This is a genomic window from Gluconobacter potus (assembly GCF_015244705.1).
GTDB classification, from domain to species: Bacteria; Pseudomonadota; Alphaproteobacteria; order Acetobacterales; family Acetobacteraceae; genus Gluconobacter; species Gluconobacter potus.
In genome coordinates this window covers 257,024-273,112 of sequence record NZ_JABCQF010000003.1, presented here as the reverse complement: position 1 = coordinate 273,112, position 16,089 = coordinate 257,024, and the positions used below count along the sequence as shown (strand labels likewise).

Annotated in this window: 11 protein-coding genes; 4 read left to right on the top strand and 7 right to left on the bottom strand. The window is 65.4% G+C overall.

All coding sequences use genetic code 11. From position 1 onward, the window contains the following. Positions 1 to 26 precede the first annotated feature (26 nt). Positions 27 to 1,205 carry a cbb3-type cytochrome c oxidase subunit I gene (locus HKD31_RS07650; RefSeq protein WP_062495709.1) on the top strand — a complete coding sequence of 393 codons (1,179 nt, stop codon included), beginning with the start codon at positions 27 to 29 and terminating at the stop codon, positions 1,203 to 1,205. Then, complete coding sequence (locus HKD31_RS07645; protein WP_041112112.1) at positions 1,202 to 2,152, top strand: heme o synthase; 951 nt, start codon at positions 1,202 to 1,204, stop codon at positions 2,150 to 2,152. The genes HKD31_RS07650 and HKD31_RS07645 overlap by 4 nt, the downstream gene beginning before the upstream one ends. A gap of 200 nt (positions 2,153 to 2,352) precedes the next feature. On the opposite strand, the gene HKD31_RS07640 is transcribed toward HKD31_RS07645, so the two are convergent. Genes HKD31_RS07640 through HKD31_RS07620 form a run of 5 tightly spaced genes read right to left on the bottom strand, consistent with a single transcriptional unit; the run spans position 2,353 to position 8,354 of the window. Next, positions 2,353 to 3,291, bottom strand: a complete 939-nt coding sequence (locus HKD31_RS07640) for a Tim44 domain-containing protein (RefSeq protein WP_194264706.1) — start codon at positions 3,289 to 3,291, stop codon at positions 2,353 to 2,355. Next, the gene (locus HKD31_RS07635) at positions 3,291 to 4,625 is read right to left on the bottom strand and encodes a TldD/PmbA family protein (protein ID WP_194264707.1); all 1,335 of its coding nucleotides are present in this window, start codon (positions 4,623 to 4,625) and stop codon (positions 3,291 to 3,293) included. Before HKD31_RS07635 ends, HKD31_RS07640 begins: the two co-directional genes overlap by 1 nt. Next, the gene (locus HKD31_RS07630; protein WP_194264708.1) at positions 4,622 to 5,887 is read right to left on the bottom strand and encodes a M16 family metallopeptidase; all 1,266 of its coding nucleotides are present in this window, start codon (positions 5,885 to 5,887) and stop codon (positions 4,622 to 4,624) included. The genes HKD31_RS07635 and HKD31_RS07630 overlap by 4 nt, the downstream gene beginning before the upstream one ends. 59 nt (positions 5,888 to 5,946) lie before the next feature. Continuing rightward, positions 5,947 to 7,347 (bottom strand): threonine synthase, encoded by a 1,401-nt coding sequence (gene thrC / locus HKD31_RS07625; protein WP_172493020.1) that lies wholly within the window; start codon positions 7,345 to 7,347, stop codon positions 5,947 to 5,949. 23 nt (positions 7,348 to 7,370) lie between these two features. Further along, entirely contained in the window at positions 7,371 to 8,354 is a 984-nt protein-coding gene (locus HKD31_RS07620; RefSeq protein WP_194264709.1) for a hypothetical protein, read from the bottom strand. 141 nt (positions 8,355 to 8,495) lie between these two features. On the opposite strand from HKD31_RS07620, the gene HKD31_RS16255 reads away from it, so the two are divergent. Both HKD31_RS16255 and HKD31_RS07615 read left to right on the top strand, forming a co-directional pair. Beyond that, the gene (locus tag HKD31_RS16255; RefSeq protein ID WP_255520123.1) at positions 8,496 to 8,618 is read left to right on the top strand and encodes a hypothetical protein; all 123 of its coding nucleotides are present in this window, start codon (positions 8,496 to 8,498) and stop codon (positions 8,616 to 8,618) included. A 260-nt stretch (positions 8,619 to 8,878) separates the two neighbouring features. After that, positions 8,879 to 10,561 carry a tetratricopeptide repeat protein gene (locus HKD31_RS07615; protein WP_194264710.1) on the top strand — a complete coding sequence of 561 codons (1,683 nt, stop codon included), beginning with the start codon at positions 8,879 to 8,881 and terminating at the stop codon, positions 10,559 to 10,561. On the opposite strand, the gene HKD31_RS07610 is transcribed toward HKD31_RS07615, so the two are convergent. Together HKD31_RS07610 and mutS are read right to left on the bottom strand one after the other, a co-directional pair. Beyond that, complete coding sequence (locus HKD31_RS07610) at positions 10,542 to 13,391, bottom strand: [protein-PII] uridylyltransferase (protein WP_194264711.1); 2,850 nt, start codon at positions 13,389 to 13,391, stop codon at positions 10,542 to 10,544. The two genes, HKD31_RS07615 and HKD31_RS07610, sit on opposite strands and share 20 nt — an antisense overlap. After that, positions 13,388 to 16,039, bottom strand: a complete 2,652-nt coding sequence (mutS, locus tag HKD31_RS07605) for a DNA mismatch repair protein MutS (protein WP_194264712.1) — start codon at positions 16,037 to 16,039, stop codon at positions 13,388 to 13,390. Before mutS ends, HKD31_RS07610 begins: the two co-directional genes overlap by 4 nt. Positions 16,040 to 16,089: the final 50 nt, after the last annotated feature.

Sequence of the window (16,089 nt, the reverse complement as noted above, 5' to 3'; positions counted from 1 at the left end):
CTAGTTCAGGGACCGACTACGCGATCATGACTTATCAGGCTGTCGATACTGCCCCGTATACTGCCTCGGCCCGTTCCAGCCGCCGAGTCGGAACGTCTTTCATTCTGCTGGCACTTTTTGCCGGTCTGCTGGGCGGGTCGCTGGCTCTGCCAATTCTTCAGACACATCCCACGAGTGGTCAGGCGTTTTGCCATGGTATTCTCATGACGTTCTTCGTCATGTGCCCGGCAGCGCTTGGGGGTTTTGGCCAGTGGCTTCTGCCGTCCGCGCTGGGGACTGACCGGACGGTGCTTCGGGGCCTGACGATGGCGGGGTTCGGGTTCCTGTCTTCCGGCGTGGTGCTGCTTCCGGTTCTGCCGTTCGTAGCTCTGCTGCTGTGGTCGGTCGGGATCCTTGCTGTGGCGATCGATGTGATCACCACATGTCTGGAGGGACGGACCTGCCGTTTCCGTGACATGTCGCCGCTGGCCTGGTCGCTGCTGGCGACCGCGTGCAGCGTTGTTCTCGTGGCGCCGGTTCTGGCGGCGGTTGTGACGCGCGGCATGATGGACGGGATTACGACCACGGCCCTGATCGAGACGCTGCATCTTCCGGAAACCGCGCTGATGCTGACGCCTGCTCTGGGGCTGGTGGCGTCCGCGCTGCTGTCGCGCTCGTCCAATGGGGGCGCTTCCTGGACGGTGGCGCCTTATGTTTTTGGCGTCATGGGCATTGGTGGTCCGCTTCTGTGGATGGACGGGCTTTATGGCTCGCTTCCGTCTGGCGTGATGGCTAGTCTTGTTTTTGTGACGCAGATCGTGCCGTCGGTTGTGCTGATCGGGGCGCTGTGCCGGGATGTGTGGCAGCAGAAACGCGATCTGGATGGTGCCGCGCTCTGGGCGATTGGCAGCATTCTGCTGTTTACGGCCGGGTGGCTGTCTGACTGGCTTCCGGGACATTCAGGCGATCATACGGCTGTGGCGTTCGGCGGTATCATGGCGCTTTGCGGTGGGTTCTATGCCTGGGTTGAGATGCTTCTCCCCCGTCGGATCCCCGTGATGATGAGCCGGCTGCATGCCGGGCTGATGCTGGTCGGGGCGTTCTGCTCGATCGTGCCGGGCGTCATGATCTATGGTGAGGTTCTTATGGGGATCAGTCTGCTGGCTTTTGGTCTGGTCGGGCTGTTCCTGTTGAGGGAGACCGGGCGTGCCCGGGTCTCGGCATGAGCGATACGGCGACACCTTTAGCCCCTTCGGGGGTTTTTTCCGTTCCGGGCAAGGATGGTGATCCGTCTCTGCGGGAATGGCTGGCGCTTCTCAAGCCGCGTGTGATTTCGCTGGTGGTGTTTACGGGCGCTGCGGGCATGGCTGTGGCGCCCCGCTGGCCGTCCATTCCCATCGGGCTGATTACCATCCTGTGCATCTGCATCGGGGCCGGGGCCGCTGGTGCGATCAACATGTGGTATGACCGCGACATTGACGCGATCATGAAGCGGACAGTCGTGCGGCCTATTCCCGATGGGCGGATGCCGGAGCAGGCGGCGCTGGTTTATGGCGTTGTGCTTTCGGTTCTGTCGGTGGTTGTGCTGTGGCTGGCGACGAATGCGCTGGCGGCGGGGATCCTGGCGTTCTCGATTTTCTTTTACAGCGTGATTTACACGATGTGGCTCAAGCGGAGCACGCCGCAGAACATCGTGATTGGTGGGGCTGCGGGCGCGTTTCCGCCGATGATCGGCTGGGCTGCGACCATGAACTCCATGGCTGTGCTGCCGGTGGCGATGTTTGCGATCGTGTTCCTTTGGACGCCGCCGCATTTCTGGTCGCTGTCGCTGTATGCGTGCAAGGATTACGGCAAGGCGGGCATTCCGATGCTGCCGGTCGTGAAGGGCGCGCGGCATACGCGGTGGCAGATTCTGATCTACACGTTCATTCTTACGGCTGTGTCGCTGGTGCCCAGCTTCGTTCACGAGGTAGGGCTGACCTATACGGTTGTGACCAGTCTGCTGGATCTGGGTTTCATTCTCTGTGCGTTCCGGGTGCTGATGGACAAGCAGGATGCGGAAGGGGTGAGCCTGACGAAGGACAAGCCGGCGCGGTTCGCGTTCCGGTATTCGCTGGCCTATCTGTTCCTGCTGTTCTGTGGGCTGCTGGTTGACCGGGTTCTGATCGGATGAACATGACCACTGATATTGATCTCGCCCGCAAGCGGCGTCTGAGCCGGATTACGGGGATTGTTGGTGGTGTGGTGCTGCTGGCTGTGATCTTTTACGTGATTACGCTGACGCGGCTGTAACGGCCGGGGTTCAGCTTCTCATTCAGGCAATAAAAAAGGCCCGGGGGGTTTCCCGGGCCTTTTTTCTGTTTGGGGGGCTTTTCAGCCCGCCTGTTGGATGGCGGAGAGGATCCAGTTGCCGCGGCCATCGGCGCGGACGAAGGTCCAGAGTTCGGTCACGGTGACGGGCTCGGTGGAGCTGCCGTCGATGACGTTGCCCATGGAGTCCGTGGTGACGTCCGTCATGGAGTAGCGCATGGCGACCGTGGCGTAGGTCAGGTTGCCTTCGCGCCAGGCTTCGGAGAGGTCACCGCGCTGGAACTGGACGTTGGAGACTATGTTCCGGGCGCCGCGGCTCGCCAGATCGGAAAGCTGGGCGTTGAAATAGCCCGTCATTTCCGGGGTCGCCATGCTGGCGAGGGCGCGCATGTTCTGTGCGCTCCAGGCGGCCTGGATGTCGAGCAGAAGGCGCTGGAAGCTCAGGTAGTCGTCATTGGTCAGCGTTACGGGTGTGCTGCCGCCTGCGTTGCCGAAGGGGGTTGCGCCTGCGGAAGAGGGCATGCCCATCGGGCTGCGCTGGCCACGGTTACCGAACAGGCGCAGGACGAAGGCGATCAGGCCGCCGATGATGAGAACCTGCAGCAGGAAGCCGAAGAACGACGTACCGCCGGTCATACCGCCCATGAAGCCGTGACCGCTCAGCAGACCGAACAGGCCTGCGCCCAGAAAGCCGCCTGCAAAGCCGCTCAGGAACGGATGGCGGACCGGGTAGGACGGTCTGAAGGCCGGGGCGCCGTAGCCGGGCATCGGGGTTGTGGGCGTTGCGCCGTAACCGGGTGCAGAGCGCGGGGTTGCGGACTGGTCCATCGGGCGGGCCCAGCCTGGCGTGATGGATGTGCGCGGCGGGGCGCTCCAGGTGTGGGAGCCGCGGCTTCCGATGGAGCTGCCGCCGCCCGGGCGCGCATCCGCTGTTCCCAGCGCGCCGAGGCTGACAGCGCAGAGGAGGGCGAGGGCGGTCGTAGAAAGTCGGAATTTACGCATCAAAGTCCTGCAATGTTCATGCCGTCGATCCGGATACTTGGCGCATTAACGCTCTGCCGGAACATTAGATCACTGCCCGGAATCATGCGGGCAAACATGTCTTTCAGGTTGCCCGCGACCGTGAGTTCGGCGACGGGTTCGGCGATCTCGCCGTTGCGGATCATGAAGCCCGAAGCGCCACGGCTGTAATCGCCGGTCAGCATGTTGACCGACGAGCCCATGAGCTCGGTGATCAGGATCCCTTCACGGATATCGGAACGCAGGGCCTCGGAAGAAAGGGTTCCGGGTGCGAGATGAAGATTTGTCACACTCGGGGAGGGCGGTGAGGCGACGCCACGGCTCGCGCGGCCGTTCGTGGGCATGTTGAGCTGGCGGCCGCTTCGGGAGTCGAGGAGCCAGGTCTGGAGGATGCCGTCCGCGATCAGGTCCAGCGGCAGGGCGGCACAGCCTTCGGCGTCGAAGGGGCGGGAGGCTGCACCCCGGATGCGGCGCGGGTCGTCATGGACGGTCAGGCCGGCGGAGAGGATCTGTTTGCCGAGGCTGTCCTTGAGGAAGGACGTTCCGCGCGCGATGGCGGCACCATTGATGGCCCCGACCAGATGGCCGAGCAGGGTGCTGGAGACGCGCGGGTCGTAGATGACGCTGTACGTGCCCGTGCGGGGGCGGCCGGGATTGAGGCGGGCCAGGACGCGCTCGGCGGCTTCGCGGCCGATGACGGCCGGGCTTTCGAGGTCCTCGAGATGCACGGCGCTGCGGAAGGCGTAGTCGCGCTGCATCGTGGCGCCTTCGCCGGCGAGGACGCTGGCGCTGGTGGAATGTCCGGTGCGGCTGTAGGCGCCGAAGAAGCCCGCGGAGGTGCCGAGCATGACCGAGGTGCGACCGTGACCGGCGGAGGCGCCGTTGGTGTTGGTGATGCCTTCAAAGGACAGGGCGGTGTCCTCGGCTTCGCGGGCGCGGGCGAGGAGGTCGTCCATGCTCGGGGCGGAGCTGCATTCGAGGTCCAGTCCGGCGGCGTCGAAACGGCCCTGAAGGGCGGCTTCGGCGAGGCCGGCATACTGGTCTTCGGGGACGACGAGGGCCATGGCGCAGGCCTGTTCGGCCAGACGATCGAACTCGGCCTCGTTCAGAACGCTTGTCGAAACCGTGGCCGCCCGTTTGCCGCGAAAGACGCGCAGGCCGAGGGCAACGCTCTCGGAGCGCTCGATGCCTTCGGGGACGCCCTTGCGGACGAGTGCGGATTCGGACTCGTCGCGGACGAGGATGGCGTCCGCGTGGTCGGCGCCGTGGCGGCGGGCTGCGGCGAGGAGGGCTTCGACGGGCGTTGTAGTGGTCATGCGGCGAGCCTTGCTGTGATGTCCTCGAGCGAGGGCATGTTGCCGACGGGGCCGATCGCGGTGAAGGTCGGCGTGCCGGAGAAAATGGTGCGGGCGACGCGCAGAATGTCGTCTTCCGTCACGGCGTCGATCTTGCCGACTGTCTCGGCGGTCGGGATCGGGCGGTTATGGACCTGGATCTGGCGGGCGAGCTGCTCGCAGCGGCTGCCGGTGCTTTCCAGCGACATCAGGAGCGAGGATTTGAGCTGGGCGCGGGCGCGGGAGAGTTCCGCTTCGCTCAGGCCATCCTGAAGGCGCTTGAGTTCGTCGATCATGACGGGGACGAGTTCGGCGGTCTGTTCCTCGCCCGTGCCGGCATAGAGGCCGAACAGGCCGCTGTCGCTGAAGGGGGAGGCGAAGGAATAGACGCTGTAGACCAGACCGCGGCGCTCACGGATTTCCTGGAACAGGCGCGAAGACATGCCGCCGCCGAGCAGCGTCGAGAGGATCATGACCGCGTAATGATCGGGGTGCATATAGCTGACGGACGGGAAGCCCATGACGAGATGAGCCTGATCCAGTTCGCGGGTCGTACGCAGTTCGCCGCCTTCATACGCGGCCGCGCGGGGGCGGGGCGTCTGATGGGTGGGCAGGTCGCGGAAGTGTTCCTTCACCAGATCGACGACCTGCTGGTGGTGCAGGTTTCCGGCGGCGGCGATGGTGATGTTGTGGGTCGTGTAGTGCTCGCGCATGTAGGACATGAGCGTATCACGCGTCATGGTCGAGACGAGCTCTTCCGAGCCCAGTGTGGGACGGCCCATGGGCTGTTCGGGGAAGGCGCGTTCCTGGAACTGGTCGAAGATGATGTCGTCGGGCGTGTCGTTGGCCTGACCGATTTCCTGAAGGATGACGCCGCGTTCGCGCTCGATTTCGGCATCAAGGAACGTGCTGTGGGTCAGGATGTCGCCGATGATGTCTACGCCGAGGGCGAGATCGTTCTTCAGCAGTTTGACGTAATAGGCTGTGGTTTCGCGGGCAGTGTAGGCGTTGATGTAGCCGCCGACATTCTCGATCTCCTCGGCGATGCGGGAGGCGGAGCGGCGCTCTGTGCCCTTGAAGGCCATGTGTTCGAGGAAATGGGAGACGCCGTTGTTGTCGGCGGTCTCGTCGCGCGTGCCGATGGAGACATAGGCTCCGAAGGAGACGGTTTCGACGCGATCCATCCGTTCGGTGATGATGGTCAGGCCGTTATCGAGTCTGGTGACTTCAATCGTATCGGGCATGAGGTTCCGTATTGTCGAAGGAAGGCAGGCCCCCCGGTTGGGGAGCCTGTGTTGGACGATCAGCCGCGCCGGATATGGGCGCGGACGGCGTCCTGAAGGCCGGCAATCTGGCTGTCCATGCACTCGTAGCGCTCGGTGCGCTCGAACAGGTCGGACAGGTGCGGCGGGAGTTTGGGGTGGATGCCGGTCGCGGCGATCACGGCGTCCGGGAACTTGGCCGGGTGGGCCGTAGCGGCCGCGACCATGGGGATGCCGGGTTCCTGGAAACGCTTGCCGACGGCGAGGCCGATCGCGCTGTGCGGGTCCGCGAGATAGAGGCTCTCGTTGTAGAACAGGCGCATGGCTTCGCTGGTCTGTTCGTCGGTGAGGGTCATGCCCTCGAACACCTCTTTCATGCGGGTCCAGGCGTCGTGCGGGACGGCCATGCGGCCGGTCTCGCGGAACTCACGCATGATGGCGGCGCAGCGGGTGGAGTTGCGGTCCAGCAGTTCGAACAGCAGGCGCTCGAAGTTGGATGAGACCTGAATGTCCATCGAGGGTGACAGGCTGGGTTCGACTGTCCGCACGCTCATGTCGTTGTCGATGACGAAACGGGTGAGGATGTCGTTGCGGTTGGAGCCGATGCAGAGCTTCTTGATGGGCAGGCCCATCTGTTTTGCGGCCCAGGCGGCGAGGACGTTACCGAAATTGCCGGTCGGGACCGAGAAGGAGACTTCGCGGTCCGGCGCGCCGAGAGCGAGGGCTGCGCGGACGTAATACGGGATCTGGGCGGCGATGCGGGCCCAGTTGATCGAATTGACGGCCGAGAGCGAGACCTCGTCACGGAAGGTGTGGTCGGCGAACATCGCCTTGACCAGATCCTGACAGGTGTCGAAATCGCCTTCGACGGCGATGTTGAGGATGTTGTCGTCCTGAACGGTCGTCATCTGGCGGCGCTGGACGTCGGACGTGCGGCCCCTGGGGTGCAGGATGACGACGGAGAGGCGTTCGCGGCCGCGGCAGGCCTCGATGGCGGCCGAACCGGTGTCGCCGGAGGTGGCGCCGACGATCGTGACGTGGCGGTTGCGCTGGGTCAGGACGTGATCGAACAGGCGGCCGAGCATCTGCATCGCCATGTCCTTGAAGGCGAGCGTCGGGCCGTGGAACAGTTCGAGGGAGTACAGGTCCTGCTCGACTTCGACCAGCGGGACGACAGCGGCGTGATCGAAATCCGCATAGGCGTCACGGGTCATGTCGCGCAGGGTGTCGACGTCGATCGCGCCTTCGGTGAAGAGGGCGATGACTTCGGCGGCGAGGTCCGGATAGGAGAGCGTGCGCCACTCGCGCAGGGTCTGCGGGCTGATCTTCGGCCAGCTCTCCGGCATGTAGAGACCGCCATCTCCCGCAAGGCCGGCGAGAAGGATGTCAGAGAAGTTCGGGGCGTCGGCGGTCAGCTCGCCGCGGGTCGATCGGTAGCGCATGGGGGAATTTATATCACGTCCTGTCAGGGCAAGGCGATGCGAAGAATGTGGGTTGTGCCATCTTCCGTGGCCAGAACGGCCATCTGGTGGCTGTCTGAGACGGCGGGGGCGCCTGCATCGAAGAGGCGCTGGTCACGGAGGATCCGCAGCGGGATGCGGTCGCTGCCGAATTTCAGGATGCTGCCGACGGTGATGTCGGACAGGTAGAAGGTGTCATCCGGGGTCAGGGTCGCGCCGCCGAGGCTGGGGGTTGTCCGCCACTCGGTAATGCCGTCGAGCTGTTCGACGGCGGTGAAGGTCGTGTCGGTCAGCAGGGCGGTTTCGATGCGGGACATGGGGCCGCAGGCGGGCTGGTAGAAGAGCCATTGGCCTTTCGCATCCAGCATGAGGAAGCGCACATTGCCGCCGGCCATGGGGTGTCCGTCCGGTCCCATGCGCGGCTGGTTGTTGCGCAGGAGCGGATGGCGGCCGGTGAGGGACATGTCGTAGGGCAGGAAGCGGGTGGCCTTGCCGGTCTGGAGGTTTGCCACGACGAGGGCGGGTTTGCCTTCATCGGCCAGATAGGCGTGGGTATCGTGGACCTGAAGGGCGATCAGGTTGCTGCCCTGCACCGTGGCGCCGCTCAGGGGAATGCGTGACTGGAGCGATCCGTCCTGCGACATCCGGATGAGGGCGGGCTGTGCGCCGGTTGCCAGGCCCCACAGATCAGTGCCGGACCGGGTCAGCGCGACCAGGCGGTCCGTGGGCTGACTGGGGCCGGGAAGGGGGGAGACCGTATTGGCGGCGTCGATCCGGACGGGATGTCCGTTGGTATCGAGGGCCAGATAGGTCCCGTTTTCGGCGGCGAGCAGCGTTGTGGGCTGTAGGCCCGGGAGCGTTGCGTCTGCTGTGATGGACGCCTGAACGGGAGCGTCCTGCCAGGGATGATCCGCTCTGGCGGGGGTGGCCATGACGGCCAGTGCCGCAAGGCCGGTAGCGGCGGCGACGTGCAGGAGACGGGTTTTCATGCCTCTGACATTGCCCTGCCAGCCGTGTTTGGCAAGTCAGAAGTGGCTTCAGGAGTTTACTTCGGTCTTTTCGGTTTTGGTTGGGGTAGCCGGCTCTGTTCCATGACCGTCAGCGATTGGGCTTTTGAGAGGACCGGGGACATGATCAACGACAAGAGGCGCTGGCCTTGGATTCGAGAGCCAAGGTGCAAGCTCGTGCTCGACTGGGAACAGGACCGCAGCATGCATCAGCAGCGCGGCTTCGATGGTCAGGCACTCGATTGACCATCGGTTGTCAGGCATGCGGGAGATGTAATGGCCCGAAGCAGTTCGCCGCACCTCGATGGGAAATGTCCGGGTGGTCATTCCCTGTCGGACCGTCGCGTACACCAGACCCGGGACCGGGCCTGTTCTCTGTTCAAGATGCATCGTCTGAAAACCTCTGACACGGTACTTGGATTTACGGTTTTGACCAAATAACTGTGAAAACTTCGTTAACGCCTGTCTATCTGGATTTTGTGGCATTTTCGGAGCACGAAGAGTTGATGATGCCTCTGTTTTCTGCCGATCCGACCGAAGCCGCCTTTGCCCGTTTCCGTGCAGGAGATCTCGCCGGAGCAGAGGAAGATTTTCGTAACATCCTGGTCAGGGAGCCGGGACAGCCCGATGCCCTGCATGGAATGGCCTGTCTGGCGCGTGCGCGCGGACAGGATGCTACGGCTATCGCACTGGTGGGGCGGGCGTTGCAGAAAAACGGCATTTCTCCTGATCGTAAGGCCCGGATGCATATCACGCTGGGGCTTGCGCTTGTAGCTCAGGGGCATGCCGAGGCGGGGCGTGCGGCGCTGAATGTGGCAGTGATCCTCCAGCCCTCCGATCCGCGTGCGCAGGCGGCTCTGGGCGAGGCTTTTGAAAGACTGGGACGTCGGGACGAGGCCCGTGCGGCGTTGGAAAAAGCGGTTGCTCTTTCAGCGGATGACAGTTTCGTGAGGACCCGGCTTGGGGGGCTGTTTCTTGAGGACGGGTTGTTCGAGCAGGCGGTCGGACAGTTCCGGAAAGTTGTGAGTCGCAGGCCGCAGGATGGGGGAGCGCTGGCCAATCTGGGAGCGGCGCTGTTTGCCTGCAATGCGTTCGACGAAGCAGCGGCAGTTCTGTCGCAGGCCTGTGAGCGGGGGGCACGGACTGCGGAGACGCTCAATAGTCTGGGGCTGGTGGAGATGGCGCTGGGCGATCTGCGCGCGGCCTGTGAGACGTTGCGGGAAGCCTTGCAACTCCGGCCTTCGGATGGGCGGATCGCCAACAGTCTGGGGACGGTCCTGATGGAAGTCGGGCGTCTGGAAGAGGCCGAGGCGCTTTTTGGGACGATCGTGATGCGCGAGAGCGGAGAGGAGGCGGAGCGGGCGCGCTTCAACCGGGCGACCATTCTGCTGGGGCAGGGACGGTTTGCGGAAGGGTGGCGGGATTTTGAGAGCCGACGATCGCTGCTGCGTCTGGCTTCGGATGTTCCGCAATGGGATGGTTCGGCGGGAGAGGAGCCTGTGGCTGTTGTGGGCGAGCAGGGGCTGGGCGATGAGGTGCAGTTTCTGCGGTTTCTGACGGAAGCGGCGATGCTGCGACCGTTGCGGCTGGGGTTCCGGGCTGCGGCGCTGGCGGATTTGATGCCGGAGCTGGATCAGGGGCGGATCCTGCCAGCGGACGGGCCGGTTGCGGCTGAGGTCAGTCTGCTGAGTCTGCCGGCTGTGCTGGGGATGGAGGATGTGCCGTCACCGAAGCCGTATCTGGCGGTTTCGGAAAAGCCTGAGGCGGGGCGGATCGGGGTCTGCTGGTCGGGGAATCCGTCCTATCGGTTTGATCGCAGGCGGTCGGTTCCGGTGGAGTGTCTGGAGGTGTTGCGGCAGGTGAACGGTGTGCGGTTCGTCGCCCTTCAGCGCGGTGATGTTCCGGACTGGATGGAACGGGTTTCGCTTGAGACGCCTGTGGATCTGGCGCGAGAAGTAGGGCGATGCGCGCTTGTGATCAGTGTGGATACGCTGGTCGCGCATATGGCGGGCGCTCTGGGACGGCCGTTGTGGTTGCTCAACCGTGAAGGTGGCGACTGGCGTTGGAAGGATGTGGACTGGTACGGGGACGTCCGGCAGTTCCGGCCGCCCTCCGGTGCGGCGGTTGCCGCGGGATGGGAGGCCGTGCTGCGGGAGGTCGCGGAGGCGCTCAGCTTGCGGGTGTGGTGACCGGAGCGCTTGTCAGGGAGGCGAGCAGGGTCTCGCGCAGGCGGCTGAGGCGGAGCGGATCGGTGATTTTCAGGCCCAGCAGATCGCGGACGTAGAACACGTCTACGGCGCGCATGCCGTAGGTCGTGATGTGGGCCGAGGAGATCTGGAGGGACTGGCTGCTGAGAGCGGATGTGATGTCGTGCAGCAGGCCGGGACGGTCACGGCCGTTGACTTCGATGACGGTGTGACGGTCCGAAGCGGTGTTGTCGATGACGACGCGGGGCGGGACGTGGATCGCGCGCATCCGGCGCGAGGTGCTGTGATGGCTGGCGTCTTCGATGCCCTTGCGGATGTCGAGGCGACCGGAGAGGGCCTGTTCCACGAGATGGTTGAGGCGGCCGAGCTGATGCGGCTCCTCGAAAGAGCAGCCTTCGCCGTCCTGCACCCAGAAGGTGTCGAGTGCCATGCCGTCGCTGAGTGTGTGAATGCGGGCGTCCACGATGGAGGCGCCTGCGACGGCAAGAGCGCCTGCGATCTGGGAGAACAGGCCCGGATGGTCGGCGCAGAGGACGGTGAGTTCGGTGACGCCGCGTTCGGGGATGGGATAGGCCTCGACCGTGACCGGGGAGCGGTAGCGGTCTGAGTCATGGACCATGCGGGCGTGGCGCATCTGGGTGTCGGTGTCGAAGCCGAGCCAGTAGCTCGGATAGCCAAGGTCCAGGAAGCGGTCGATGCTGCTTTCGGGCAGGGTGCCGGTGAGGCCGTCGCGGGCGAGTTCGCGGGCATGGTTGACGCGGCTGTCGCGTTCGGTGGCGGCCAGTCCGCCTTCCAGAACCTCGGCGACGCGGGAGAAAAGCTCGCGCAGGAGGGTGGCTTTCCAGGCGTTCCAGACCTTCGGACTGACGGCGCGCATATCAGCGATGGTCAGGAGAAGCAGCAGGCGCAGGCGTTCGGGCGACTGGATGGTATCGGCGAGGTCGAGGATCGTGCGAGGATCATCGATGTCGCGGGTAAAGGCGGTTTGGGACAGCAGGAGATGATGCAGGACCAGCCAGGAGACGGTGTCGGTTTCCTCGGGGTCGAGTCCGAGCTGCGGGCAGATCGTCAGCGCAAGGTCGGCGCCGATTTCGGAATGGTCGCCGCCGCGCCCCTTGCCGATATCGTGCAGCAGGACGGCGACGTAGAGGGCGCGGCGGGAGCGCAGGTCGCTGGCCAGCGTGTAAGCCAGGGGGATCTCGTCCGCCATGCGTCCGGCTTCGATCTGGCCCATCATGCGGACGGCTTCGACGATATGCTCGTCGACCGTATAGATATGATAACTGTCGAACTGCATCTGTCCGACGACGCGGGACCAGTCTGGCAGGAGGCGGCCGAGGAGGCCGGTTTCGTTCAGGATCGGGAGCCAGAACGGGACGGCTTTTGTCTCGTCCGCACTCGGCTCGCAGAGCAGGTCCAGAAAGATTTTCGCGGTTGCGGGATCGTCGCGCAGGGTGACGGCGTGGCGTTCGTTGCGGATGATCTGCTGCATTGCGATGGGGTGCAGGGGCAGGTCATGGCGGCGGCCGCAGTCGAGCAGGCGGAACATTTCGCGGGGCTGGGCCGCGAAGGTTACGGGTTCGATGGGGCAGATGCGACCGGCAATGGTCTGGAACTCTTCGGGGCCGGGGACGACCTTGGGGGGCTCGCCGGTGGTCTGGTCCTGAAGATGCATCAGCACGACGGGTTGCAGCACGCTGGTGAGGCGCATGACGTCGCGGGCCGTCAGGAAATAGTGCCGCATGAAGCGCTCGACGCCGCGCTGGCGACCGTGCGTGGCGTAGCCCATGCGGCCGCCGATGACGGGCTGGACGTCGAAGGTCAGGCGTTCTTCGGCGCGGCCGGTGATGTAGTGCAGATGCAGGCGGACGGTCCACAGGAAGTCCCATGAGCGGCGGGCGCGCAGGGATTCGCGGTCTGTCAGCAGGCCGAAGGAGGCGAAGGACGGGGTTTGCGGGGCTTCGGCGGGCTGGCCGTTGCGATCCGGGGTGGAGACGGCACAGCCCAGGGCGGCACGGCCCATCCAGTTCAGGGTTTGCAGGTCGCGCAGGCCCCCGCGGCCTTCCTTGATGTTGGGCTCGACCATGTAGGGGTTGTCGCCGAAGCGGCGGTGGCGCTGTTCGCGTTCGGCGATCTTGCCCATGACGAACTCGCAGAGCCGGTCGTTCTGCAGATCGGCGCCGAGGGCGCAGCGCAGGTCGCGGGCGAGGCCGCGCTCGCCGTGAAGGAAACGCAGGTCCAGCAGAGCCGTGCGGATGGTGAGGTCGCTGTCGGCGTCGCGGACACATTCGGCGATGGAGCGGGTGGCGTGGCCGACGCGCAGGCCGAGATCCCACAGGGCGTAGAGGATGAACTCGATCCGGGCGGTCATGGCCGGGGTCGGGTCACCGGGGATCAGGAAGAGGATGTCGATGTCGCTGAAGGGGGCGAGAAGTCCCGCGCCGTAGCCGCCGGTGGCGCAGAGGCAGAGGATTTCGCCGGGGGATTCGTGTTTCTGTGCGGCGAGTTCGGCCAGCGCGCAGACCATGTCGTCAGCCTGGCGGGCGAGGGCGCGGGCGGCGTCGATTCCCGACATCCTGCGCTTTTCAAACTCGTGACGGACAGTGGCGTTACCGCTGCCGAGATGCCGCCGCAGGATCGAGAGGACGTTCTCGCGGGTCGTCTGCCCCTGTGCCGCAGCCGTATCGAGAGCGGTCTGCAGGGAGGAGGCCGGGTCGCACGGGGGGGAGGCGGTTCGGTCAGACAGGGGCTTATCCGTATCGTCAGCGAAGGAAAGAGAGGGAGTTTCGCCCCAGAAAGAGGTTTCTTTCAAGTGCCGTTTCCTGAGGCGAGGCGTTTCAGTTCGTATAGCGCATCCAGCGCGTCCCGGGGAGAGAGATCATCGGGGTTTAGGGCCCTGATGGCGTCTTCCAGCGGCGTGGGGATGGGGGGCGCTGCGGGCTCGGGCGCGGGGGGTATTTCCGGCTCCGTTACGGCTTCGAAAAGCGGGAGCGAGGAGCGGGCTTCGGCCTGTTCGCGCTCGAACTGGGACAGGAGCCGGCTGGCGCGATTGACCACGGAAGCCGGGATTCCCGCAAGTTTTGCGACATGCAGGCCCCAGCTTTTGCGGGCGGCACCCGGGCGGACCTCGTGCTGGAAGATCACCTCGCCGCGCCACTCTTTCACGGCCATCGTGTAGGGGGCGAGGCGGGGGAGGAATTCGGTCAGGGCGCCGAGCTCATGGAAATGTGTTGCAAAGATTGTCCGCGAGCCGAGCTGGGTGTGCAGGGCTTCGAGCGTGGCCCAGGCGATGGACAGTCCGTCGAGGGTTGCGGTGCCACGGCCGATCTCGTCCACGACGACGAGGGACTTGGGGCCGGCCTGATTGAGAATCGCAGCGGTCTCGGTCATTTCGACCATGAAGGTGGAGCGGCCGCGGGCGAGGTCGTCCGCGCCGCCGACGCGGGAGAACAGGCGGTCCACGACGCCGATCTGTGCGGATTTCGCGGGAACGGGGAGGCCCGCCTGCGCAAGAATTACCGCGAGGGCGGTCTGGCGCAGGAAGGTGGATTTGCCGGCCATGTTCGGGCCGGTGAGCAGCATTGCGCGGTGTTCGGGTGGCAGGGCGCAGTCATTGGGGATGAAGCGGGCATCGGCGCTTCCCGACTCGGCCAGTGCGGCTTCGACGACCGGGTGGCGGCAGGCGACGAGGCTGAACTCCGTGCCGTCCGTGACTGTGGGGCGGCACCATGAGCCGCCTTCTGCGAGCAGGCCGCAGGAGCGCAGGACGTCGGCGAGGGCCAGAAACTCTGCGACGTCATCGAGGGCCGGGGTTTGCAGGATGCGGGCGCAGAGCTCGGCGAAGATGCGGCGTTCCAGTGTGGCAGCCTTGTCGGCAGCTTCGAGGATGGCGCGGTCCAGACCGGCGAGTTCTTCCGTGGAGAAGCGGGCGAGGCTGGCCGTGCCCTGACGGAAGGACAGTTCGGGATTGTCGCGCAGTTTCGTGCCGGCGGCGGACGGGACTTCGATCACGTAGCCGAGCTGCGCGTGATGTTTGATCTTGAGGTTCGAGACGCCGAATTTTTCGGACAGCTCGCCCTGCATGGCGGCGATGATGCGGCGGCTTTCGTCACGCAGGCCGCGATAGCGGTCCAGCTCCGTGTTGTAGCCGGGGGCGATGAAACCGCCGTCTTCGATCCGGGCGGGAAGGGTTTCGGCGACGGCGGCCTGAAGCTGCTCCAGCAGGGTGTCGGCGCGGCCGTACAGGCCTGCGGTGAGGGTGCGGATCAGCGTGGGTGTGTTCTGGTCGCAGGCGGGCTGGAACAGGGCGGTGATGTCGTTGGCGGCGATCAGCGTGTCGCGGATGGCGGCGAGATCGCGGGGCTGGCCGCGTCCGGCGGAGATGCGGCCCAGGGCGCGGGCGGGGTCTGGCGTGCGGCGCAGGATGTCGCCGAGTGCGCCGGACAGGCCGGGGATGGATTGCAGCCAGAGCCAGCCGTTCTGGCGGTCCGTGATTGCGGTGGCGTCGGTCAGGGGGGAGGCGAGCCACTGGGCGAGGAGGCGGGAGCCTGCGGCCGTGGCGGTGCGGGTGACGGCGCCGAGGAGGCTGTGTTTCGTCTCGCCGTCGCGGGTGCGGAGGATGTCGAGGCTGGCGCGGGTGGCGGGGTCAATGCCGAGAACGCCGTCCGTGCCCTGCGGGATGGGGCGGGAGAGGCGCGGGAGTGCGCCGGCCTGACTGCGCTGGACGTAATTCAGGGCCATGGCGCAGGCGATGGCCTGTTCGGGCGGGAAGTCTCCGAGCGCGTCGATCTGGGCGACGCCATAGGCGCGGGCGACGAGGGTTCGGGCGCTGTCGAGCGTGGGTGGGACGGCGACGGGGGCCAGTCGGGACGCGTAGTCTGGGGGGATCAGGTCGGGTTCGGAGAGGATCTCGGCGGCGTCGAGCCGGGCCATGAGTTCGGGAAGGGCGGGTTCGGGCACCGAGGCGGTTTCGAAGGCGCCGGTCGAGATGTCGATCCAGGCGGCACCTACCGTCTTTGCGCGCTTTTCCGGGCTGCGGGCGATGGCGAGAAGCAGGTTGGCACGTCCGGCTTCGAGCAGTTCGTCTTCGGTCAGGGTGCCGGGGGTGACGACGCGGACGATGGCGCGGGACAGCGGGCCTTTCTGCGGTTTTTCGCCTTTTTTCGGGGGTGTCTGGGTCTGTTCGGCGACGGCGACGCGGAAGCCGCGACGGATCAGACGCGACAGATAGGCCGGGGCGGCCGCGACGGGGACGCCGCACATCGGGATCGGCTCACCCTGATGGGTGCCGCGGGCCGTGAGCGCGATGTCGAGCGCCATGGCGGCGGCCTGCGCATCGGAGAAGAACAGCTCGTAGAAATCGCCCATGCGGAAGAACAGGAGGGCGTCGGGTTCCTGATGTTTGAGATCGAACCACTGGGCCATCGCGGGGCTGGCGTTTTCGGCGGTGGGCAGGGGCATGAAGGTGCCGATGGGTCCGGTCTCCGGGCTGTCACTTCGGGAAGGGGATG